This is a genomic window from Neobacillus phoenicis (assembly GCF_047302305.1).
Classification (GTDB): Bacteria; Bacillota; Bacilli; order Bacillales; family Cytobacillaceae; genus Neobacillus.
This window is the reverse complement of record NZ_CP154847.1, coordinates 401,468-423,265: the sequence shown is the minus strand read 5'-3', so window position 1 is coordinate 423,265 and position 21,798 is coordinate 401,468. Positions and strand designations below refer to the sequence as shown.

Below are 21,798 nucleotides of genomic sequence, written 5' to 3'. Positions count from 1 at the left end.
TGCGCTTTTTTATATATGGAGGTTTTATTTTTGAACAGTGGAATATTTATTACGTTTGAAGGTCCAGATGGTGCCGGAAAAACAACAATTTTAAGCATGGTCGCTAATTATTTTAAAGAGGCCATGGTGACAAGAGAACCTGGCGGCATCGATATTGCTGAACAAATACGCAGAGTAATCCTAAACAAAGAGAACACCGCTATGGATCCGAGAACAGAAGCATTGCTATATGCCGCTGCACGTAGACAGCATTTGATTGAAAAGGTAAAACCTGCTCTTGAGGAAGGGAAAATGGTTTTATGTGATCGGTTTGTTGATAGTTCACTAGCCTATCAAGGATATGCAAGGGACCTAGGAATTGATGAGGTATGGTCCATAAACCAGTTTGCTATTGAAGAGTTAATGCCCCAGTTAACCATATACTTTGATATTGAGCCAGAGTTAGGGCTAAAACGGATTAACAAAAATAAAGAAAGAGAAGTTAATCGTCTAGATTTAGAAAATCTTGACTTTCATCAGAAAGTAAGAGATGGATATTATCTATTAATGGAACGTTTCCCAGATCGAATTGTGCGTATTGATGCTTCAGGTACAGTTGAAGAAGTCTATAAACAAACAGTAAAAATGATAAAAAACAAACTAGAAAAGTAAAGGCCTACAGATGTTAGGTCTTTTTTTGACCTAACAGGAATTAATCTTGTGTTCCTTTCTATAACAAATGTAAGCGGGACAATAACCTGTTATAATATAGATAAGAAAACTTTTGCCGACAGATTAAGAAGAAAGGGTGTTCCATATGAAACTTATTATTGCTGTTATCCAAGACCAGGATAGTAACCGATTATCAAAGGCCTTAATAGAAAATAATTTTAGGGCTACAAAACTAGCCAGTACAGGTGGATTTTTAAAATCGGGGAACACCACATTTATGATTGGGACGGAAGATATTCGGGTTGACCGAGCACTTCAAATTATAAAAGAAAACTGTAGGGCTAGGGAACAGCTAGTGTCACCAGTTTCACCTATGGGTGGAAATGCAGACTCCTTTGTTCCATACCCCGTAGAAGTAGAAGTCGGCGGTGCAACAGTTTTCGTTCTTCCAATCGAACAATCCTTACATTTCTAAAGAGATGAATATGCTAAGAATCTTATACAGTAAGTGAGTGATTACATTGGTCAAATCATGGGATCAACTAGAGGAGCTACAGCCAACCGTCTTAAAAATGCTAAAAAACAGCTTAGTGAAAAATCGAGTGGCCCATGCGTACCTATTTGAAGGCATGAGAGGAACAGGTAAAAGGGAAATAGGGTTATTGCTAACAAAATCCCTTTATTGTGAAGCACTTATCGATGGTTACAAACCATGTGAATCCTGCAATAATTGCCGGCGAATCAATAATGGAAATCATCCCGATGTCCATATTGTGGAACCGGACGGGCTATCGATTAAAGTGGAGCAGATTAGGAATCTACAAGCAGAGTTTGCTAAAAAAGGTGTAGAATCTTCGAAAAAAGTATACTTAATCTCTCATGCTGATAAAATGAGTGTAAGTGCTTCTAATAGTCTTTTAAAGTTCCTTGAGGAACCTAATCCAGGAACAGTAGCCTTTTTGTTGACGGAGCAAATGCAACAAATTTTGCCTACTATTCTTTCTAGGTGCCAAATATTAGCATTCCAACCTTTATCCCCTCAAGTGATGGTTAAAAAACTGGTTGAAAACGGCGTAAAACCAACTAATGCGCCATTATTGGCTCAGCTTACTAATAATTTGGAAGAAGCTCTTAAATTAAATGTCGATGAATGGTTTGCACAAGCCCAAAAAATAGTGTTAAAATTATATGAGGTGTTGAAAAAAAATCCGTTGGAGGCAATGGTCACACTCCAAGGAGATTGGTTTTTACACTTTAAAGAAAAAGAACAAATTAATCGTGGTTTAGATCTTTTACTTCTTATTTTTAAGGATTTACTATATATACAGCTAGATAAGCAGGAGCAAATTGTTTTCATAGAAGAAAACGAGCGGTTAAAGCAGTTTGCCTTGCAATCATCTGGACGGCGCATATCGGATCAAATGTCAGCTATTCTTGATGCGAAAAGAAAGCTGCAGGCAAATATGAATCCTCAGCTGATGATGGAACAGCTTGTGTTAAAATTGCAGGAGGGATCTTCATTTGTATGATGTTGTAGGAGTACGCTTTAAAAAAGCGGGGAAAATCTATTATTTTGATCCAGGAGACCTCTCCATTCAAAAGGATGACTTTGTCATTGTTGAAACGGTCCGTGGCGTTGAATATGGAAAGGCTGTCATTGCTCGTAAACAGGTAGAGGAGCACGATGTCGTCCTTCCATTAAAAAAGGTGGTCAGAATTGCGGACCAAAAGGATCGAATGATTGTCGAAGAAAACAAGTTTGCGGCTCAGGAAGCTTATGAGGTATGCAATGAAAAAGTCAATGAACATCAGCTGGATATGAAACTGGTGGATGTTGAATATACATTTGATCGAAATAAGATCATCTTTTACTTTACTGCCGATGGAAGAGTAGATTTCCGTGAGCTAGTAAAAGATTTAGCAGCTATTTTTCGAACACGAATTGAATTGCGACAGATTGGCGTACGTGATGAAGCCAAGATGCTTGGGGGCATCGGACCTTGTGGGAGGATGCTATGCTGCTCTACATTTTTAGGTGACTTCGATCCTGTTTCAATTAAAATGGCAAAGGATCAAAACCTTTCATTGAATCCTACCAAAATTTCTGGCTTATGTGGCAGGTTGATGTGCTGCCTAAAATATGAAAATGATGAATATGAATCTGCAAAAGAACTGCTTCCAGATTTAGGAGAAATCATTGAAACACCACAAGGTACAGGAAAAGTAGTAGGATTAAATATATTAGAGCGGGTGCTTCAGGTTGAACTAAAGGAACAAGAGCGTGTTCTGGAGTATACTTTGGATGAAATCACTAAAGAAGGTGCCTTTTCTATACAATCCACAGATTAATGAGGTGGAAGACGTGGATAAAAAAGAAATTTTTGAGTCAGTAAGTAATATGGAAACACAAATTGGACATCTATACCAGCAACTAGGAGAATTAAAGCAGCACCTAGCTGAAATACTAGAAGAGAATCATTATTTAAAGCTTGAAAATGAACATCTGAGGCGCCGTTTAGATGTAACCACGGAGGATAACAAGAAAGAGATAAAGAATAAGAAGGGGATAACCCCTGAAGCAGCTCCTGGGGTAAAACCTTTTGATGTTGGTGAAGGATATGATAACCTCGCCCGTCTTTATCAAGAAGGGTTTCATATTTGCAACCTTCATTTTGGAAGCTTGCGTAAGGAAGGCGATTGTTTATTTTGTCTTTCTTTTCTTAATAAGAAATAACCTAAAGAGGCTGACGAAATCAGCCTCTATTTTCATACATTTTAAGATAGGATGATTACGTGTGGCTAACTTAAAAGATGATGAGCGGCTTGATTTTTTACTAGCTGAGAATTTAAGAATTATTCAAAGCCCCTCCGTTTTTGCTTTTTCACTCGATGCTGTATTATTAGCGCGGTTTGTGTACGTACCAATACAAAAGGGAAATCTGATTGATCTTTGTAGTGGAAACGGCGTCATTCCGTTGTTTTTAAGTACTCGGACTAAGGGGCAAATTACGGGTGTAGAAATACAAGAGCGTTTATATGATATGGCGATTAGAAGTATTGAATATAACGGTCTACAAGATCGGTTACATATGATTCATGGGGACATAAAGGAAATGCCAAAGCAGCTGGGATATGGAAAATTTGATGTGGTTACATGTAATCCTCCTTACTTTCTTACTTCATCAAAGGATGAAGTGAATCCCAATGAACATTTAGCGATAGCTCGGCATGAGATTCTCTGTACCCTTGAGGATGCGATTAAGGCTTCGAGTCAGTTAGTAAAGCAGGGAGGAAAGGTAGCTTTTGTCCATCGTCCGGGCAGACTATTGGATATCATCACTCTAATGCGGCAGTACAGATTAGAGCCAAAACGAATTCAATTTGTCTATCCTAAGAAGGGGAAAGAGGCTAATACCTTGTTAGTAGAAGCAATTAAAGATGGCAGTCCTGACTTAAAAATTTCCCCGCCGCTGTTTGTTTATGATGAGGATGATCAGTATACCCCGGAAATAAGGGCAATCTTATATGGAGAATAACAACCACTTCTTTTATGTGCTAACATGTAAGGATGGAAGTCTTTATGGCGGCTATACCACTAACCTTGAGCGCCGAGTGATGCAGCATAATGAGGGAAAAGGCGCCAAATATACTCGGGGAAGAGGGCCGGTAAAGCTGACCTACTACAAAGGTTTTGATCATAAAGGGGATGCACTGAGGGCAGAGCATCATTTTAAAAGTTTAACTCGAAAGAAAAAGGTCGAGTTTTTAATACGCGAAACGGGTGATGAACATGTGGCAACAGAAAAGCTTTGAGAATGAAGAAAATAAGGGGATTCTATACCTTGTTCCCACTCCGATTGGAAATCTGGAAGATATGAGTTTCCGGGCAATTAGGATATTAAAAGAAGCTGACTTGATTGGTGCAGAAGACACTAGAAATACAAAAAAACTTTGTAACTACTTTGAAATTGACACTCCGATTGTCAGCTATCATGAACATAATAAGGAAACGAGTGGGGAGAAACTGATTCAAAAGGTACAACAAGGGTTAAAGGTAGCTCTTGTAAGTGATGCAGGTATGCCAGCTATCTCTGACCCTGGTTACGAGCTGGTTTCAGCAGCTATTAGCGAGAATGTAACGGTCGTTCCTTTACCTGGAGCTAATGCCGCATTAACATCCTTAATTGCCTCAGGTATAACCTGTCAGCCTTTTTATTTTTATGGGTTTTTACATCGAAATAAAAAAGACAAACGGGCTGAATTAGAGGTTTTAAAGTGGCAAAAGGCCACCCTAATATTTTATGAATCTCCCCATAGGCTGAAAGAGACACTAGCCGTTATGCTTGAAGTTTTGGGAAATAGAAACATTGCTATTTGCCGGGAGTTAACAAAGAAGTATGAAGAGTTTATTAGAGGAACACTTGAAGAAGTAATCGAGTGGGCACATAATGATGAGATTCGTGGAGAATTTTGTATCATTGTTGAAGGCACAAATGAAGAGGTAGAAGAGGAAACTAGCTGGTGGGAAGACTTATCAATAGAAGAGCATGTCAATCACTATATGTCAGTTGAAAATATTTCTTCTAAAGATGCTATAAAACAAACCGCTAAAGACCGCGGACTGAACAAAAGAGAAGTGTATCAAGCATATCATATTGAATAAAAAAAACTCCGGCACTTTACGTGCCCGGAGTTTTATTTTGCTAATTCAAAGTTATTTTTAATTTCTGCTAATAATTGCTCTGCACCTTCACGGCTTAGAATTAACTTTCCACCTGCAAGTGCTAAGTTATCATCAGAAACTTCACCAGTTACCTGACAAGTCATGTTTGGCTTGTATTTCTTTAAGATAATGCGCTCATCATCCACATAGATTTCTAGAGCGTCTTTTTCAGCGATTCCAAGAGTACGTCTTAATTCAATCGGAATAACTACACGACCTAATTCATCAACTTTACGAACAATACCTGTAGATTTCATTTAAAGTGATCTCCTCTCAATAGTACGATATTTTATCTATTTTTATTCGTCATTATTCGACAAAATTCTTACAGATTTATAATACCAGTACTTCCCATATTCGTCAATTATTTTATTTTAAAAACAAGAGAAAAATTTTTCCAAGTTAAGAAACGTTGATTTAACAAGGTTTTACTAAAAATTCATACAATTGTCACAGATTTTTAATATTATTGGATTTTCAAATGTTTATTTAAATGAATCATACAACATTCGACAAATTTCTACAATAATAGACTTAATCCAATATATTCTTCGAGTTCGTCACCTGTTTTATGGGGGTAGGAAGAGGTTTTTTAAAAAAGTTTCTAAAAAAGCGTCTTCTTGCACAAAAGTTTTTTTTTCGGTATATTTTGATGATAGAAGCGGGAAAAAAAGGCAATAATGGGTAGATGAGATTTAGGCTTTTTAGCCGGGTAATGGTTTACCTTTAGTGCTGTGCTTTTCTGATGAGGAGGAAATATAATGGAGGAAAAATTAAAAACGTTTTACCTTACCACACCTATTTACTATCCAAGTGGGAATTTACATATAGGACATGCCTATACGACTGTTGCAGGTGATGCAATGGCACGTTATAAACGGATGCGCGGATATGATGTCATGTACTTAACGGGAACGGATGAGCATGGACAGAAAATTCAGCGTAAAGCGGAAGAAGCAAATATTACACCACAACAGTATGTGGATGGAATTGTAGATGGAATCAAAGAGCTATGGAAAAAGCTTGATATCTCTTATGATGATTTTATCCGTACAACAGAAGAAAGACATAAGCAAGTGGTGTCAAAGATTTTTGCGAGACTATTGGAGCAAGGGGATATTTACCTCGATCAATATGAAGGATGGTATTGTACTCCATGTGAGTCCTTTTTTACGGACCGCCAATTAGTAGAAGGAAAGTGCCCAGATTGCGGCCGAACAGTAGAGCTCGTCAAAGAGGAATCCTACTTCTTTAGAATGAGTAAGTATGCAGATCGGTTATTACAATATTATGAGGAAAATCCGGAGTTCATCCAACCCGAGTCTCGTAAAAATGAAATGATTAATAATTTCATTAAACCAGGTTTAGAAGATTTAGCGGTTTCTAGAACGACATTTGATTGGGGAATTAAAGTTCCTGGAGATCCAAAGCATGTCATTTATGTTTGGATTGATGCTTTATCCAATTATATCACTGCCCTTGGATATGGGACGGAGAATGACTCCAAATATTTAAATTACTGGCCGGCAGATGTTCATCTTGTAGGGAAGGAAATTGTCCGTTTCCATACGATTTATTGGCCCATTATGTTAATGGCTCTTGAGTTGCCTTTACCAAAGAAGGTATTTGCTCATGGATGGTTATTAATGAAAGATGGCAAAATGTCCAAGTCGAAAGGGAATGTGGTGGATCCTGTTACATTAATTGACCGGTACGGTTTAGATGCTCTTCGCTACTATTTATTAAGAGAGGTACCATTCGGTGCAGATGGTGTATTTACACCGGAGGGATTTGTTGAAAGAATCAATTTTGATTTAGCCAATGACTTAGGAAACTTGTTAAATCGGACTGTTGCAATGATAGAAAAATATTTTGATGGTGTTATTCCTGAGTACACCAGTTCAGTTGGAGCATTTGATGAGTCATTGCTGCAAATGAATCATGATACCATTCAAAAGTATGAAGAGGCCATGGAGAAAATGGAGTTTTCAGTTGCATTAACATCGATTTGGCATTTAGTCAGCAGGACTAATAAATATATCGATGAAACACAACCGTGGACATTAGCGAAGGACGAGGAGAAAAAAGGTGAGCTTGCAAGTGTTATGGTTCATTTGGCAGAATCACTACGAAGAGTGGCCATTCTTTTACAACCTTTCTTAACGCGTACACCTGGTGGTATCTTTAAGCAACTTGGGATTCATGGTGAGGAGCTTAAAACATGGGAAAGTCTTGAAAGCTTTGGAATGATTCCAAGTGGAACAAAGGTTGAAAAAGATGCGCCTCTATTCCCTAGACTGGAAATTGCTGAAGAAGTAGAATTCATTAAAGTGAAAATGCAAGGGTCAACTCCAGCAGTAGAAGAAAAGAAAGAGGAAAAAGTGGAAGAAAAACCAGAGCTTGTGGATGAAATTTCTATAGATGATTTCATGAAGATTGACTTACGTGTAGCAGAAGTCATTCAAGCGGAGCCAGTTAAAAAAGCAGACAAGCTTTTGAAACTGCAGCTTGATTTGGGTTATGAAAAGCGTCAAGTGGTTTCTGGAATTGCCCAATATTATAAGCCTGAAGAATTAGTAGGACGAAAGGTGATTTGTATTACTAATTTAAAACCTGTAAAGCTCCGTGGAGAATTGTCACAAGGAATGATCTTAGCAGGTTCAAAAGACGGCCAGCTTTCCTTAGCAACCGTTGATCAAACCTTACCTAATGGCTCGAAAGTAAAATAATGTAAGAAAAAAGCGCCAATTTTGGCGCTTTTCCTTTTCAGTTGTCTAGCTGCAACTCCTAGCCCCTCGGGTCAAATAACCTTCGGCAATAAAAGTCAAAATGCGGACTTTTATTGCAAAAGAACATTTGCCTGTCAGGGCTAACCAAGGCGCTTCCGCTTTTCGTTGTTTCACGTGAAACATTATTCGCTAAATTTTGTCTTTTTATTAAAAAGTAGAAAGTATTGCAGAAAAAAGGAGAAAAGATATGTTATTTGACACACATGTACACTTAAATGCGGACCAATATGATGAAGATTTAGAAGAAGTGATTGAAAGAGCTCAAGCAGAGGGTGTCACCAATATGGTGGTTGTGGGATTTGATCGTCCAACAATTACAAGAGCAATGGAATTAGTAGAACAATATGAGTTTTTGTATGCCTGCGTGGGGTGGCACCCCGTTGATGCTATTGATATGACGGATGAGGATTTACGGTGGATTGAAGAATTAGCTTCACATCCAAAGGTAGTAGCCATTGGTGAAATGGGCTTGGACTATCATTGGGACAAGTCTCCTAAGGATATTCAAAAAGAGGTCTTCCGTAAACAAATCCGGCTGGCTAAAAAAGTTAAGTTGCCCATTGTAATCCATAACCGGGAAGCGACAGCAGATATCGTTGATATATTAAAGGAAGAGGGAGCAGAAGAAGTAGGTGGGATCATGCATTGCTTCAGTGGAAGTGCAGAAGTAGCAAAGGAATGTGTAAAAATGAACTTCTATATTTCGCTTGGCGGACCTGTTACCTTTAAAAATGCAAAAAAACCAAAGGAAGTAGCAGCGGAAATTCCTTTAGAAAAACTGTTGATTGAAACAGATTGTCCGTATTTAGCTCCACATCCTTATCGAGGAAAGCGCAATGAACCCGGATATGTGAAGCTAGTTGCTGAAGAAATTGCCGAAATAAAGGAGGTGACATTTGAAGAAGTAGCGGAAGCAACGACACGAAATGCTAAAAAAGTATTCGCCATAAAATGATAAGGGAATTTGTCGAAGAGACGGGAAGCTTGTCTTAATTTTTTCTGATAACAAAAAGTTCTACATGTCTCCTTTTCTACATAGGATAACCGTGTCGAGAAGTTTTTCTTTGCAAAGTTTCCAGTTTTGTGCATAATTAGAAATACCTTCACAGGTGATGCAGGGATTGACCGCCGACAATAGGTTTTCCATAATCTCTCCAAGAAAAGGAGGCGTTTTTCATCGTATTCCAAAACATGAAAAACCTGTTTCCCAAGTCTTTGAGTGGAAGGTCATGGGTCATTATTTTTGCTAGTTTCGTAGTATTGCTAACTACTCTGGGGATTCTGTTTTTTGAGGGATCGAAGAATACAGTAGCGGTAACTCTGAATGGCAAAGAGATGGTCGTGAAAACACATGCTGATACAATCAATGAATTATTGGATGAAATGGATGTATCGCTTCGCTCACAAGACTACTTGTATCCAAAGGCAAATACTAAGGTGAAGGACCACCTTAAGGTCGTTTGGAAGCAAGCAAACAAGGTTCACATTGTCAAAGACAACGAGAAGAAAACGATCTGGACTACAGCCCAAACGGTGGCTGAGCTCTTAAAAGAGCAGAAAATTGCATTAAATGGACATGATCAAGTTTCACCAAAACCACAAGCGGCAATAAAAGATAAGATGAATATAGATATAAAAATTGCTTTTCATCTTACATATGTGGACGGCGGTAAAGAACAACAAGTTTGGACCACTTCGGCTACGGTCGCTGACTTTTTAACACAACAGGGAATTATACTAAATGAATTTGACCGAGTTGAACCGTCATTAACAGAAACCATCTCAAAGAATGGTGTAGTTAACGTCATTCGAGTAGAAAAAGTCACCGATGTAGTGGAAGAACCAGTTCAATTTGCCGTGGTTACGAAAAAGGATGAAAGTCTAGAAAAAGGTAAAGAGAAAGTCCTAAGTGCAGGAATGCATGGCCTCGTGTCAAGACAGTACGAAGTGGTACTGGAAAATGGCAAAGAGGTGGCTAGGAAACTAGTAAGCGAGCAGAATCTCAAAGAGAAAAAGGATAAAATTGTGGCTGTAGGAACAAAGGATTTGTCATTACAGGTTTCACGTGGTGCAGTAGAAACAGGTAAAGAGTTTTACGTAACATCAACTGCGTATACTGCTAATTGCAACGGTTGTTCCGGTCGTACGGCAACAGGCCTAAATTTGCGGGCTAATCCAAACATGAAAATAATTGCGGTGGATCCTAGAATCATCCCGCTAGGAACGAAGGTGTATGTGGAAGGCTATGGCTATGCAGTAGCTGCTGACACAGGTGGAGCAATAAAAGGATACAAAATCGATGTATTCATGCCCTCTAACCAGGATTGCTATCGTTGGGGTCGCAAGAAGGTAAAAATTAAAATTTTACAGTAGTTTATTCTGTGCAGAGGGTCCTTCCTCTGCATTTTGCTTTTTCCGAGTTTTTCTTTATACTTACATCGATACATACTTTGTTATTTTTTCATTATTTCTTTACTTTAGTGTATGAATCTGTTCAATAATATAGACGATGGACATTACAGAATTGTTTCAAATTTTTTTCATTTTTTCTTAATTCTATTACGAAGGAATTGGCTTTTATTATGAAGATTAAAGAAATAATTGTGGTAGAAGGGAAAGATGATACCACTGCCATTAAACGAGCGGTTGATGCAGATACAATTGAAACGAACGGATCAGCTGTCAATCAAGTAACAATTGAAAAAGTAAGACGTGCACAGGAGACAAGAGGTGTCATTATTTTTACTGACCCTGACTTTCCGGGTGAGAAAATTAGAAAGACCATTGCAGAAAGTGTCCCTGGCTGTAAACATGCCTTTTTGACAAAGGCGGCTGCGCTTGCAAAGGGTGGAAAAGGTATTGGGGTTGAGCATGCCAGCCCAGAAGCGATTAGAGAAGCATTGAAGGAGGCCCAAATTTTAAGGGAGGACCCTTCAGAGGTCATTACACAGGAAGATCTTCTAACAGCTGGTCTAATTGGCGGAGAAGGCGCCAAAGAGCGAAGAGAGCTGCTGGGAGAAATTTTAAAAATAGGTTATACAAATGGAAAACAACTGCATAAACGCTTAATGATGTTCCAAATTAGCAAACAGGAATTTGCTGAAGCAATAAGAGTTGTCCAGCATCGGGAGGAAGAATATGAATAAAGATATCGCAACCCCTGTGAGAACAAGGGCTATCCTAGAGAAATATGGTTTTTCTTTTAAGAAAAGCCTGGGTCAAAATTTCTTGATTGATACCAATATATTAAAAAAAATTGTTAGCTTCGCTGATTTGAGTGAGAATTCCGGCGCTATTGAAATTGGTCCGGGAATCGGGGCACTAACCGAACAGCTTGCCCGTTCGAGTGAAAAGGTTGTGGCATTTGAAATTGATCAACGCTTATTACCTATTTTAAATGACACTTTGTCGCCATACTCGAATGTCAAGGTTATTCATAAAGACGTGCTAGAGGCAGATGTGCAAAGCGTGATGCTGGAGGAATTCCAAGGTATAGAGGATGTAATGGTGGTAGCTAATTTGCCTTATTACGTAACCACACCTATTATCATGAAACTTCTAGAGGAACATTTGCCGATCCGTGGAATTGTTTGCATGCTTCAAAAAGAGGTAGCTGATCGAATTTCTGCCAAGCCTGGTACTAAGGAATATGGTTCTCTTTCCATTGCCATACAATATTACACAGAAGCTGAGACGGTAATGATCGTACCTAAAACCGTTTTTGTTCCACAGCCAAATGTAGATTCAGCTGTTATTCGACTAACTAAGCGAAGCCAGCCTGCTGTTATTGTGAAGGATGAGGGCTTCTTTTTCCAAGTGACAAAAGCGAGTTTTGCGCAGCGGAGAAAAACCATTCTTAATAATTTAACCAGTCAGCTTCCTGGAGGAAAACTGAAGAAGGAAGAAATCCTTGCAGCTCTATCTGCCAGCGGAGTTGAACCAACCCGAAGAGGAGAAACGCTTTCCTTAGAGGAATTTGGCATGCTAAGCGATCAACTATATCCATACTTCCATTAAGACTCTTATAAAAGGGTCTTTTTCTTTTCTTTCTTCTAATAAGAAAAGGCTATGTCAAAGCCTATTAATGATTTAATACACTCTGTTGATTGGTGCGGAAGGCACGAAGACTCCTGCGGGAGTACGGGGCAGGGGAGACCCCGCAGGAGCGAAGCGACGAGGAGGCTCCCCGGCACGCCCGCGGAAAGCGAAGTGCCTGGAGCGCCAATCAACAGACAAGTTTAAAGAGCTTGTGTTGCAAGCGTTCTGCAAATGGCGTTTGGCTTTTCTTTTCACAAGGACAATGCACTTTGCATAGCCTAAGGAAGAGAAACTATATAGAAAAGGCCCTTTTGCTGGTCTTATTGGAGTGACGGCAGTGAATATAAAAATAATGGATATTGTCGGTAGAAAATCATATAACTGTGATATTCTATTTCGTGTTATTGATATTCAACATATAAACGGCCAAAAAGTTGCTATCCTTTATGGTGAGGATTTTCGACTGATTGCAGATTCACCTTTCACTGATTTAGTCATTATTGACCAAAATGAAAGAGTGAAACTGGAACAAGAATATAGAACACTTGAGGAACAATCATTAAAACTGTTTGAACAGGATGTAGATCTATTAAGGCAAAGACAAGAATATGAAGCTACTGGGGGATATGTGAAGCCGAGCAATTACTTTCAAATCCCCGGGAAGGTTCTACATGTAGATGGAGATCCTGCGTATTTAAAAAAATGCATGACTTTATACGAAAAGATCGGAATACCGGTGCTCGGAATTCATTGCAATGAAAAGGAAATGCCTGAGAGAATTGGTGAATTAATTGATTATTATCGTCCAGATATTCTCGTCATCACCGGCCATGATGCGTATTCAAAAGCAAAGGGAAAGATAACAGATATTAACGCTTACCGCCATTCCAAACATTTCGTTCAAACAGTCCGAGAAGCTAGAAGAAAGATTCCTCATTTAGATCAACTCGTAATTTTTGCTGGAGCCTGCCAATCTCACTTTGAATCCCTCATTCATGCAGGAGCGAACTTTGCCAGCTCACCATCCAGGATCAATATTCATGCGTTAGACCCCGTATATATTGTTGCTAAAATAAGCTTTACACCCTTTATGGAGAGAATAAATGTTTGGGATGTTCTAAGAAATACACTGACTGGTGAAAAAGGCCTTGGAGGAATTGAAACAAAAGGGGTATTACGTACGGGAATGCCTTACAGGCCACACCATGAGGAAGAAGAAGAATAAGCCTATTAGAGAAGCGGAAGTACTAATAAGTACTGCCCCATTATTCTAATGGGCTTATTTTTTTTGTATGATACATAATCCACGTACAATAAGGTAACGATAGAAATGTTGAAATTTTAGAGAAAAAGTAGAAGAAAAATGATTGACAATCTTTTTGTTGGACTGATATAATTTATGTTTTTGTTTGACAGAACTATGTCAGTGTGTTATACTTTACACAGTGAGGTGGACCGAATGCCAAAAACCTTAGCCGATATTAAAAAGGCTCTCGACACAAATTTAGGGAAAAGGTTACTGCTAAAGGCAAATGGAGGACGTAGAAAGACGATTGAACGTTCCGGTGTTTTAGCTGAAACTTACCCATCTGTTTTTGTTATTGAACTTGACCAAGATGAAAATTCATTCGAGCGTGTTTCATACAGCTATGCGGATGTCTTAACGGAAACAGTTCAAATTACATTCTACGATGAAACAACAGGACATGTAGCTTTGAGTTAGTATATAAGCAATGGAGTGGCAGTAAACTTAAAGTTTACTGCTTTTTGCTGTCTTCAGACTTGTTTTGCTGTATTCACCTGACTGAATGACACAGACCTACTAGTTAATACTAATAATGCTGTGGGGTGAAAAAAGGGGTTGTTTAGATGGCCAGGAGAAGAGGTATCATGTCTGATCAGCTAAAAGTGGAGCTTGCGAAAGAGCTTGGTTTTTATGGTGTGGTTCAAAAGGAAGGTTGGGGCGGTATTAAGTCCAAGGACGCAGGAAATATGGTGAAGCGGGCTGTGGAGCTTGCCCAGCAACAAATGGTCAATCAAGGTTCACATTCTTAATCCTTAGAAATGGTGCATAAGCATTTCGTTTAAACAAAATCTGTCCCACAGCTGCCAGGGGGCTATGCCCTCTGGTATTTATATATCATATATTTCATAATTTCATTAAATTAGTGATAAAATATTTAAATTTATTAAGATATATGATAACTGACGTCTTACATTTATCATTTTGTGGTAAAATAGGACAAAATGTGGATTTTTCGGAAAGTGCCCGTATGCAAATAACTCGCGGAAGGGCGGATAATATAGAAGTAGGTGGACGTAGTGAAGCTTTTAGTAAAAGCACCGGCCAAAATCAATTTATCATTAGATGTTTTACATAAACGTCCGGATGGCTATCATGAAGTAGAAATGATTATGACAACCATCGATTTGGCTGATCGGGTGGAACTCACTTTATTAAATCAAGATAAAATACATATCCTATCTCACAATCGTTATGTACCTGATGACCAGCGTAACTTAGCTTATCAAGCTGCACAACTTTTAAAGGACCGCTTTCAGGTAAAAAAGGGTGTTGTGATTACGATTGAAAAAACGATTCCAGTTGCTGCGGGACTTGCAGGAGGAAGCAGTGATGCTGCTGCCACCCTAAGAGGCTTAAATAAGCTTTGGGATCTTGGTTTAACCTTAGATGAATTAGCTGAGCTTGGCTCAGAAATTGGTTCGGATGTTTCCTTTTGTGTGTACGGTGGGACAGCATTAGCAAAGGGTAGAGGAGAAATGATTACCGAGCTTCCTGCCCCACCGACTTGCTGGGTTATTCTAGCGAAACCGTTTATTGGCGTTTCAACAGCTGAAGTATACAGAAGACTAGATGTTAATGGAATGAAGCACCCTGATATTCAAGGAATGATTGAGGCCATTAACCAGCATGATTATCAAAAGGTATGCAGTAATATGGGTAACGTCTTAGAGGAGGTTACGTTAAACCTTCACCCTGAAGTTGCCCAGATAAAGGATCAAATGAAGCGCTTCGGAGCAGATGCTGTCTTAATGAGCGGAAGTGGTCCAACTGTTTTTGGAATTGTGCAACATGATTCCCGTATGCACCGAATCTATAATGGGCTAAGAGGATTCTGTGATCAGGTTTTTGCTGTACGACTGTTAGGTGAACGACATACGCTTGATTAGAGACGTACAATAATATATTCTTGAAGTAGAATATACGGGTTTTGGGGGTTCTTTATGAAATTTCGCCGCAGTGAACGTTTGATAGACATGACAAATTATTTACTCGACCATCCTCGTCAGCTTGTCCCACTAACTTTTTTTGCAGAACGGTATATATCAGCCAAATCTTCTATTAGTGAGGACCTTGCTATTGTGAAGGAAACGTTTGAGCAAAGAGGAATTGGAACATTACAAACAGTGCCTGGTGCGGCAGGCGGGGTAAAATTCTTTGTAAAAGTCAGCAGGGAAGAAGCTGAGCCTTTTGTCAATGAATTATGTGACTTAATAGCCAATCCCGAAAGACTACTTCCTGGCGGGTATTTATACTTAACCGATATTTTGGGTGACCCTCAGGTTGTACAAAAGGCAGGACGGATTATAGCATCTGCCTATGCAGATGCAAAAATTGACGTGGTCATGACAGTAGCAACCAAAGGAATTCCCCTTGCTTACGCTGTTGCCAGTCAATTAAATGTCCCTGTTGTCATTGTTAGAAGGGATAGTAAGGTAACAGAAGGGCCAACAGTTAGCATCAATTATGTCTCAGGATCAGCCAAAAGAATACAAACCATGGTTCTTTCTAAGCGAAGCATGAAGCAAAATTCCCGGGTACTTATTGTCGATGATTTTATGAAGGCTGGCGGTACTGTTATGGGAATGATCAGCATGCTAGAGGAATTTAATTCCGAATTAGCCGGCATTGCTGTGTTAGTAGAGTCTGAAAAAATTCAAGAGCGTTTAGTGGATGAGTATATCTCGCTTGTACAGCTATCCGATGTGGATGTAAAAGATAAGAAAATCAAAGTAGAAGCAGGAAACTATTTTTCTATTTGGAGGAGTTAAAATGAGAACAGTCCAAACTAATCAAGCACCAGCTGCAATCGGTCCTTATTCGCAAGGGATTATCGTAAATAATCTGTTTTATAGCTCTGGCCAAATCCCTTTGACTGCTGAAGGGAATTTGGTAACCGGTGATGTGAAGGAACAAACACACCAGGTGTTTAAAAATTTACAGGCGGTTCTAACAGAAGCAGGTGCTTCTTTTGAAACAGTGGTGAAGGCTACTGTATTTATTAAAAATATGGATGATTTTGCGTCTATTAACGAAGTATATGGTGAGTATTTCAGCACACATAAACCAGCACGTTCTTGTGTAGAAGTAGCTCGTCTTCCAAAAGATGTATTGGTAGAAATCGAAGTAATTGCGCTCGTTAATTAATCGAGCGCTTTTTTTTATAGGTCAAAAAGAGGATAAAAACAACCATTTTTTACAAATGTTCACTATTTTGCCCTAAATTTTCAAAAAATTTTTTTATTTAAAGAAGGAAAATGCAAATAATTGTTGAATTTATTAAACTAGCTTTTTATACAAAAGAAAAGGGTGTGAGCACATGGAAGTAACTGACGTAAGATTACGCCGGGTTAACACGGATGGAAGAATGAGAGCGATTGCATCAATCACTTTAGACAATGAATTTGTTGTTCATGACATCCGCGTTATCGACGGAAACAACGGTTTATTTGTAGCTATGCCAAGTAAACGTACTCCAGATGGAGAATTTCGTGACATTGCGCATCCAATCAATTCGGGAACACGCGGCAAAATCCAAGAAGCTGTTTTGGCTGAGTACCACCGTTTAGGCGAAATGGAAGTAGAATTTGAAGAAGCCGGAGCTTCCTAAGGATTTTAACAACTAGGGCCTTTCTTCTGAGTAAGGCTCTTTTTTATTGCCCAAAAATTTATATTTCTTATCCCCTACCTAAATTTCCCCTCCTTAAATAATAAACTTAATATTATGAAATTAGACACATACTTTTCATTCCTTGAAAACAGAGCCCATTTACGTTAATATTTTTAATGGATAAAAAGGTAAATTGGAGGACTGTCCATGTCTAATCGTTATGCTGTGATTTTAGCCGCAGGGCAAGGTACGCGGATGAAATCAAAGCTTTATAAAGTTTTACACCCAGTATGCGGCAAACCAATGGTCCAACATGTCGTTGACCAAATCATGAAACTAAATGTTCACGAAATGGTCACAATTATTGGCCATGGAGCAGAAATGGTGCAATCACAGTTAGGTGACAGCAGTCTTTACGCCTTACAGGAGCAACAGCTTGGTACTGCACACGCAGTGATGCAGGCAAGCAGTATGCTTGAGGGTAAAGAGGGTGTAACCATCGTAGTTTGTGGTGATACTCCATTGATAACAGCTGAAACGATGGAGTCACTTTTTAAACAACATGAACAACTATCTGCAAAGGCAACAATCCTCACAGCAAAAATAGATAACCCAACTGGATACGGTCGAATCATACGAAATGAAGAAGGCTTAGTTGAAAAAATTGTTGAGCATAAAGATGCTACAGAAGCGGAACGAGAAATAAATGAAATTAACACAGGCACATACTGTTTTGACAATCGAGCATTGTTCGAAGCATTAAGAAGTGTGTCCAATGACAATGTTCAAGGGGAATATTATTTACCAGATGTCATTGAGATTCTTAAAAAGCAAGGGGAGGTAGTAACTGCCTTCCAAACGAATGAATTTGAAGAAACATTAGGTGTAAATGATCGAGTAGCCCTAGCTGAGGCAGAGAGAATTATGCGAAATCGGACAAATATTACTCATATGCGTAATGGTGTAACGATCATTGATCCTGCTAACACATACATTGAGACAGAAGTTGAAATCGGACAGGATACTGTCATCTATCCAGGAACCATCATTAAAGGTAACACAGTCATCGGTTCTGAATGTCATATTGGTCCAAATTCAGAAATTGATTCTTGTGAAATTGGAAATGAGACAGTTATTCGCCAATCAGCAGCACATAAAAGCTCCATTGGTTCCCTCGTTAATATTGGGCCGTTTGCACATATTAGACCGGATTCCAATATTGAAGATGATGTGAAAATCGGAAACTTCGTGGAAATCAAGAAGGCCGTTTTTGGAAAAGGAAGCAAAGCTTCTCATTTAAGTTATATTGGTGATGCCGAAGTAGGCAGTGATGTCAACCTTGGTTGTGGTTCCATTACTGTCAATTATGATGGTAAAAATAAATATTTAACAAAAATTGAAGATGGAGTCTTCATTGGCTGCAATTCAAATTTAGTTGCCCCTGTCACAATTGGCAAGGGTGCATACGTGGCTGCCGGTTCAACCATTACAAAGGATGTACCAGGTGAAGCCTTATCTATTGCCCGTGCACAACAAGTGAATAAAGAAAATTATGTTCAAAAGCTTAATGTAAAGAAATAAGCAATGATAATTGGAGGGCCATCATGTCAAATCAATATTTAGATCCGAACTTAAAGGTATTTAGCTTAAATTCTAATGTTCCACTTGCGAGAGAAATCGCAAAAGTTATCGGAGTTGAATTAGGGAAGAGCTCTGTAACTAGATTCAGTGACGGTGAAATTCAAATAAATATTGAAGAAAGTATTCGTGGCTGTGATGTGTATGTCATTCAGTCAACTAGTTCACCAGTAAATGAAAATATCATGGAATTATTAATCATGATAGATGCACTCAAGAGAGCGTCTGCTAAAACGATTAATATTGTCATGCCGTACTATGGTTATGCTCGTCAAGATCGTAAAGCACGTGCTCGTGAACCAATTACTGCAAAACTATTTGCAAACCTTGTTGAGACTGCTGGTGCAACTCGTGTAATCTGTCTGGATTTACATGCACCTCAAATTCAAGGATTCTTTGATATTCCGATCGATCACTTAATGGGTGTACCTATTTTATCAGAATACTTTAAGACAAAAGATCTAAATGGTGATATCGTTATTGTTTCTCCGGACCATGGCGGTGTAACTAGAGCTAGAAAAATGGCTGAACGCTTAAAAGCTCCAATTGCGATCATTGATAAACGCCGTCCAAGACCAAATGTTGCAGAAGTCATGAATATTGTTGGTAATATCGAAGGAAAAGTTGCTATTTTGATTGATGACATTATTGATACTGCAGGTACGATAACATTGGCTGCTAATGCGCTAGTTGAGAATGGTGCAGCAGAGGTTTATGCTTGCTGTACACATCCTGTATTGTCCGGACCGGCAATTGAAAGAATTGAAAACTCAAAAATAAAAGAATTAGTTGTAACAAACTCTATTGCACTTCCAGAAGAGAAGAAGAGCAGTAAAATTATTAACCTATCGGTTGCCCCATTAATTGGTGAAGCCATTATTCGTGTACACGAAGAGCAGTCTGTAAGCACATTATTTGATTAATAGTCCTTAAACAGGACCTGGCATATCAGTCAGGTCCTGCTCCTGCTTTTATGTAAATTCTATTCGTTGTCTATAAGAATGGCTATGTTAAAACGAAGTTGAATGGAACGGAAGGCGCGAAGACTCCTGCGGGAAAAGCTGGTCACGGGAGACCCCGCAGGAGCGTAGCGACGAGGAGGCTCCCGGACCGCCCGCGGAAAGCGAAGCGGCCTGGAGTGGAATTCAACATGCTCGTTTTACATAGTCATAAGAATACAAAAAAATGTTTAGACCTTCCGATTTTAGGGCAATTTTATATAGACAGATATGAATAGGAAGGGGACTAAACGTATGAGTACTGTATTACAAGCGAAGGAACGAAAGGAATTGCGTCATTCTGCATTAAAGCGAATCCGGGAAAATGGAGATATTCCAGCTGTAATTTATGGGTCAAAGGTTGATAGTAAACCAGTAGTAGTAAGTTCTGCTGACTTAACGAAAACCATCCGTTCTGTTGGTAGAAATGGTGTCATTTCTCTCGATGTGGATGGAAGTAAGCAAGATGTGGTTTTAACCGATGTTCAAAGTGATTTTATCAAAAAGGAAATTATCCATGTGGATTTCCTAGCTGTAGATAAGTCCTCTAAGATTAACGTCGCTGTGAGATTAGTTCTTGTCGGTGATGCACCAGGGGTAAAAGATGGTGGTGTGCTGCAGCAGCCTGTTCACGAGTTATCGATTACTGCTACCCCTGATAATATTCCACAGCAAATAGAAGTAGATATTACGAACTTGCAAGTAGGAGAAACCGTACTAGTCGGTGACATCCCTTCAGCTGGTGGATTTACAATCAACCATGAGGACGATGAAGTAGTAGCTTCCATCCTACCTCCAAGACAGGAAGAGGAAATCAACTCTGGTGAACAGCAAGAAGAAGGACACCCAGCTAATGAAGAAGGAAGAGAAACAACACCAGAATAAATGAGCGGTCAATTTAAGAGCAAAAGACGTAACCAACCTGTGGTTACGTCTTTTGCCGCATAAATAAATGAACAATGGGAGAACACCATGTTTCGAAAACTATTTAAAAGGTTGGCTGAACTAGAAGAGGTGGGAAATATGAAATGTATCGTAGGTTTAGGTAACCCAGGAAAACAATATGATCAAACGAGACATAATATTGGCTTTGAGGTAATTGATGAATTATCGCATCAATTTTCCATTCCGCTCACACAGTCTAAATTTAAAGGGCTGTATGGAATGGGTGTATATAAAGGGGAAAAAGTTTTATTACTAAAACCACTTACATATATGAATTTATCAGGTGAATCCATTCGAGCTGTTATGGATTATTATCAAATAGATTTGGAAGATTTATTAGTTATTTATGATGATTTAGATCTTCCAGTTGGAAAAATTAGGCTCCGTCAAAAAGGAAGCCCTGGTGGACATAATGGAATTAAGTCAACAGTGGCCCATCTCGGTACACAGCAATTTAATCGAATCAGAATAGGTATTGACCGTCCTACTCCAGGAATGAGCGTGCCAGATTATGTTTTAGGACGCTTTCGTAGTGAGGAGACACCATTAACCCAAGAAGCTGTTAAAAAGAGTGCAGCTGCATGTGAGGCCTGGTTGGAGAAGCCATTTTTACAAGTAATGAATGAATATAATCAATAATTGTTCATGTAACAAGCCATATTTTCATATGATTGAAAAAGACAGAAACAAAAGCAAAACTATTGTCAGTAAAACTAGTTGAATAAGTTCCTCCCCTCAGGTACATACTAATAAGGAATCATAGATTAGGGAGGGACAGGCGTGGCCATTCATTACAATTGTCGTCATTGTGGTACAAAGCTTGGTTCCATTGAAAAAGCATCGATTCACAGCGAAACCCTTGGTCTTCATAAATTAACAGAACAGGAAAGACAGGAAATGGTTGCGTATGACTCATCCGGCGATATTCACATTTCAGCTATTTGTGAAGACTGTCAGGAAGCTTTAGAACGGAATCCTGATTACCACCAATACGATTTCCTTATTCACTAGCTTTGGAATCATATCCAAAGCATTTTTCTATTTTTAATTTTCTACTATTAAAATGTTAATTATATTTAAATTTAAATGAGAAGAACCCGGTT

At 38.9% G+C, this 21,798-nt stretch carries 26 protein-coding genes; 25 read left to right on the top strand and 1 reads right to left on the bottom strand.

Annotation, left to right across the window (positions count from 1 at the left end; all coding sequences use genetic code 11):
* Positions 1–30 precede the first annotated feature (30 nt).
* From tmk to rsmI, 8 genes are all read left to right on the top strand, one after another.
* Complete coding sequence (gene tmk, locus AA0X95_RS02185; RefSeq protein ID WP_413304850.1) at positions 31–651, top strand: dTMP kinase; 621 nt, start codon at positions 31–33, stop codon at positions 649–651.
* A gap of 145 nt (positions 652–796) precedes the next feature.
* The gene (locus AA0X95_RS02180; protein ID WP_307283017.1) at positions 797–1,126 is read left to right on the top strand and encodes a cyclic-di-AMP receptor; all 330 of its coding nucleotides are present in this window, start codon (positions 797–799) and stop codon (positions 1,124–1,126) included.
* A 46-nt stretch (positions 1,127–1,172) separates the two neighbouring features.
* Positions 1,173–2,180: a DNA polymerase III subunit delta' gene (gene holB, locus AA0X95_RS02175; protein WP_413304847.1), complete on the top strand. Its 1,008-nt coding sequence runs from the start codon at positions 1,173–1,175 to the stop codon at positions 2,178–2,180.
* A complete protein-coding gene (locus AA0X95_RS02170; RefSeq protein WP_413304844.1) occupies positions 2,173–3,000 on the top strand; it encodes a stage 0 sporulation family protein in 828 nt (275 codons plus the stop codon). The genes holB and AA0X95_RS02170 overlap by 8 nt, the downstream gene beginning before the upstream one ends.
* Positions 2,954–3,385, top strand: coding sequence for a DNA replication initiation control protein YabA (gene yabA, locus AA0X95_RS02165; RefSeq protein ID WP_413304841.1), 432 nt, complete (start codon positions 2,954–2,956; stop codon positions 3,383–3,385). Before AA0X95_RS02170 ends, yabA begins: the two co-directional genes overlap by 47 nt.
* Before the next feature lie 61 nt (positions 3,386–3,446).
* Complete coding sequence (locus AA0X95_RS02160) at positions 3,447–4,187, top strand: tRNA1(Val) (adenine(37)-N6)-methyltransferase (protein ID WP_413304839.1); 741 nt, start codon at positions 3,447–3,449, stop codon at positions 4,185–4,187.
* A complete protein-coding gene (locus AA0X95_RS02155; protein WP_413304836.1) occupies positions 4,177–4,464 on the top strand; it encodes a GIY-YIG nuclease family protein in 288 nt (95 codons plus the stop codon). The genes AA0X95_RS02160 and AA0X95_RS02155 overlap by 11 nt, the downstream gene beginning before the upstream one ends.
* Complete coding sequence (gene rsmI, locus AA0X95_RS02150) at positions 4,442–5,314, top strand: 16S rRNA (cytidine(1402)-2'-O)-methyltransferase (RefSeq protein WP_413304833.1); 873 nt, start codon at positions 4,442–4,444, stop codon at positions 5,312–5,314. The genes AA0X95_RS02155 and rsmI overlap by 23 nt, the downstream gene beginning before the upstream one ends.
* A 32-nt stretch (positions 5,315–5,346) precedes the next feature.
* Here rsmI and AA0X95_RS02145 read toward each other — a convergent pair whose 3' ends face one another.
* A complete protein-coding gene (locus AA0X95_RS02145; protein WP_307282999.1) occupies positions 5,347–5,631 on the bottom strand; it encodes an AbrB/MazE/SpoVT family DNA-binding domain-containing protein in 285 nt (94 codons plus the stop codon).
* A 504-nt stretch (positions 5,632–6,135) separates the two neighbouring features.
* On the opposite strand from AA0X95_RS02145, the gene metG reads away from it, so the two are divergent.
* The 17 genes from metG to AA0X95_RS02060 all read left to right on the top strand — a co-directional run bounded on the left by metG (position 6,136) and on the right by AA0X95_RS02060 (position 21,706).
* A complete protein-coding gene (gene metG / locus AA0X95_RS02140) occupies positions 6,136–8,103 on the top strand; it encodes a methionine--tRNA ligase (RefSeq protein WP_413304829.1) in 1,968 nt (655 codons plus the stop codon).
* Positions 8,104–8,350: 247 nt separating this feature from the next.
* A complete protein-coding gene (locus tag AA0X95_RS02135) occupies positions 8,351–9,118 on the top strand; it encodes a TatD family hydrolase (protein WP_413304826.1) in 768 nt (255 codons plus the stop codon).
* Between the two features lie 236 nt (positions 9,119–9,354).
* On the top strand, positions 9,355–10,536 hold the full coding sequence (locus AA0X95_RS02130; protein WP_413304823.1) for a ubiquitin-like domain-containing protein: 1,182 nt from the start codon (positions 9,355–9,357) through the stop codon (positions 10,534–10,536).
* A gap of 209 nt (positions 10,537–10,745) precedes the next feature.
* Positions 10,746–11,309 (top strand): ribonuclease M5, encoded by a 564-nt coding sequence (gene rnmV, locus AA0X95_RS02125; protein ID WP_413304820.1) that lies wholly within the window; start codon positions 10,746–10,748, stop codon positions 11,307–11,309.
* Positions 11,302–12,180, top strand: coding sequence for a 16S rRNA (adenine(1518)-N(6)/adenine(1519)-N(6))-dimethyltransferase RsmA (gene rsmA, locus AA0X95_RS02120; protein WP_413304817.1), 879 nt, complete (start codon positions 11,302–11,304; stop codon positions 12,178–12,180). The genes rnmV and rsmA overlap by 8 nt, the downstream gene beginning before the upstream one ends.
* A 358-nt stretch (positions 12,181–12,538) precedes the next feature.
* On the top strand, positions 12,539–13,426 hold the full coding sequence (gene yabG / locus AA0X95_RS02115; RefSeq protein ID WP_413304814.1) for a sporulation peptidase YabG: 888 nt from the start codon (positions 12,539–12,541) through the stop codon (positions 13,424–13,426).
* Positions 13,427–13,660: 234 nt separating this feature from the next.
* Positions 13,661–13,924, top strand: a complete 264-nt coding sequence (veg, locus tag AA0X95_RS02110) for a biofilm formation stimulator Veg (RefSeq protein WP_307282979.1) — start codon at positions 13,661–13,663, stop codon at positions 13,922–13,924.
* Positions 13,925–14,070: 146 nt separating this feature from the next.
* Positions 14,071–14,256, top strand: coding sequence for a small, acid-soluble spore protein, alpha/beta type (locus tag AA0X95_RS02105; protein WP_413304811.1), 186 nt, complete (start codon positions 14,071–14,073; stop codon positions 14,254–14,256).
* Positions 14,257–14,523: 267 nt separating this feature from the next.
* Complete coding sequence (ispE, locus tag AA0X95_RS02100; protein WP_413304808.1) at positions 14,524–15,393, top strand: 4-(cytidine 5'-diphospho)-2-C-methyl-D-erythritol kinase; 870 nt, start codon at positions 14,524–14,526, stop codon at positions 15,391–15,393.
* 54 nt (positions 15,394–15,447) lie between these two features.
* Positions 15,448–16,275, top strand: a complete 828-nt coding sequence (gene purR / locus AA0X95_RS02095; RefSeq protein WP_413304806.1) for a pur operon repressor — start codon at positions 15,448–15,450, stop codon at positions 16,273–16,275.
* Between the two features lies 1 nt (position 16,276).
* Complete coding sequence (gene ridA / locus AA0X95_RS02090; RefSeq protein WP_413304803.1) at positions 16,277–16,651, top strand: 2-iminobutanoate/2-iminopropanoate deaminase; 375 nt, start codon at positions 16,277–16,279, stop codon at positions 16,649–16,651.
* Between the two features lie 172 nt (positions 16,652–16,823).
* Entirely contained in the window at positions 16,824–17,114 is a 291-nt protein-coding gene (spoVG, locus tag AA0X95_RS02085; protein ID WP_007084183.1) for a septation regulator SpoVG, read from the top strand.
* 207 nt (positions 17,115–17,321) lie between these two features.
* On the top strand, positions 17,322–18,695 hold the full coding sequence (gene glmU, locus AA0X95_RS02080) for a bifunctional UDP-N-acetylglucosamine diphosphorylase/glucosamine-1-phosphate N-acetyltransferase GlmU (RefSeq protein ID WP_413304799.1): 1,374 nt from the start codon (positions 17,322–17,324) through the stop codon (positions 18,693–18,695).
* Positions 18,696–18,718: 23 nt separating this feature from the next.
* Entirely contained in the window at positions 18,719–19,675 is a 957-nt protein-coding gene (locus AA0X95_RS02075; RefSeq protein ID WP_335534519.1) for a ribose-phosphate diphosphokinase, read from the top strand.
* A gap of 330 nt (positions 19,676–20,005) precedes the next feature.
* The gene (locus tag AA0X95_RS02070; protein ID WP_413304796.1) at positions 20,006–20,635 is read left to right on the top strand and encodes a 50S ribosomal protein L25/general stress protein Ctc; all 630 of its coding nucleotides are present in this window, start codon (positions 20,006–20,008) and stop codon (positions 20,633–20,635) included.
* A 138-nt stretch (positions 20,636–20,773) separates the two neighbouring features.
* On the top strand, positions 20,774–21,334 hold the full coding sequence (pth, locus tag AA0X95_RS02065; RefSeq protein WP_413309811.1) for an aminoacyl-tRNA hydrolase: 561 nt from the start codon (positions 20,774–20,776) through the stop codon (positions 21,332–21,334).
* Between the two features lie 141 nt (positions 21,335–21,475).
* On the top strand, positions 21,476–21,706 hold the full coding sequence (locus AA0X95_RS02060) for an anti-sigma-F factor Fin family protein (protein WP_413304794.1): 231 nt from the start codon (positions 21,476–21,478) through the stop codon (positions 21,704–21,706).
* The last annotated feature ends 92 nt before the right edge of the window (positions 21,707–21,798 follow it).

What these genes read in the sequence shown, in the direction of transcription:
- AA0X95_RS02180 (WP_307283017.1), top strand. Translation starts at nt 797, where the DNA reads ATGAAACTTATTATTGCTGTTATCCAAGACCAGGATAGTAACCGATTA.
- yabA (WP_413304841.1), top strand. Translation starts at nt 2,954, where the DNA reads ATGAAATCACTAAAGAAGGTGCCTTTTCTATACAATCCACAGATTAAT.
- AA0X95_RS02155 (WP_413304836.1), top strand. Translation starts at nt 4,177, where the DNA reads ATGGAGAATAACAACCACTTCTTTTATGTGCTAACATGTAAGGATGGA.
- rsmI (WP_413304833.1), top strand. Translation starts at nt 4,442, where the DNA reads ATGTGGCAACAGAAAAGCTTTGAGAATGAAGAAAATAAGGGGATTCTA.
- AA0X95_RS02145 (WP_307282999.1), bottom strand. Translation starts at nt 5,631, where the DNA reads ATGAAATCTACAGGTATTGTTCGTAAAGTTGATGAATTAGGTCGTGTA.
- metG (WP_413304829.1), top strand. Translation starts at nt 6,136, where the DNA reads ATGGAGGAAAAATTAAAAACGTTTTACCTTACCACACCTATTTACTAT.
- AA0X95_RS02135 (WP_413304826.1), top strand. Translation starts at nt 8,351, where the DNA reads ATGTTATTTGACACACATGTACACTTAAATGCGGACCAATATGATGAA.
- AA0X95_RS02130 (WP_413304823.1), top strand. Translation starts at nt 9,355, where the DNA reads ATGAAAAACCTGTTTCCCAAGTCTTTGAGTGGAAGGTCATGGGTCATT.
- rnmV (WP_413304820.1), top strand. Translation starts at nt 10,746, where the DNA reads ATGAAGATTAAAGAAATAATTGTGGTAGAAGGGAAAGATGATACCACT.
- rsmA (WP_413304817.1), top strand. Translation starts at nt 11,302, where the DNA reads ATGAATAAAGATATCGCAACCCCTGTGAGAACAAGGGCTATCCTAGAG.
- veg (WP_307282979.1), top strand. Translation starts at nt 13,661, where the DNA reads ATGCCAAAAACCTTAGCCGATATTAAAAAGGCTCTCGACACAAATTTA.
- AA0X95_RS02105 (WP_413304811.1), top strand. Translation starts at nt 14,071, where the DNA reads ATGGCCAGGAGAAGAGGTATCATGTCTGATCAGCTAAAAGTGGAGCTT.
- purR (WP_413304806.1), top strand. Translation starts at nt 15,448, where the DNA reads ATGAAATTTCGCCGCAGTGAACGTTTGATAGACATGACAAATTATTTA.
- ridA (WP_413304803.1), top strand. Translation starts at nt 16,277, where the DNA reads ATGAGAACAGTCCAAACTAATCAAGCACCAGCTGCAATCGGTCCTTAT.
- spoVG (WP_007084183.1), top strand. Translation starts at nt 16,824, where the DNA reads ATGGAAGTAACTGACGTAAGATTACGCCGGGTTAACACGGATGGAAGA.
- glmU (WP_413304799.1), top strand. Translation starts at nt 17,322, where the DNA reads ATGTCTAATCGTTATGCTGTGATTTTAGCCGCAGGGCAAGGTACGCGG.
- AA0X95_RS02075 (WP_335534519.1), top strand. Translation starts at nt 18,719, where the DNA reads ATGTCAAATCAATATTTAGATCCGAACTTAAAGGTATTTAGCTTAAAT.
- AA0X95_RS02070 (WP_413304796.1), top strand. Translation starts at nt 20,006, where the DNA reads ATGAGTACTGTATTACAAGCGAAGGAACGAAAGGAATTGCGTCATTCT.
- pth (WP_413309811.1), top strand. Translation starts at nt 20,774, where the DNA reads ATGAAATGTATCGTAGGTTTAGGTAACCCAGGAAAACAATATGATCAA.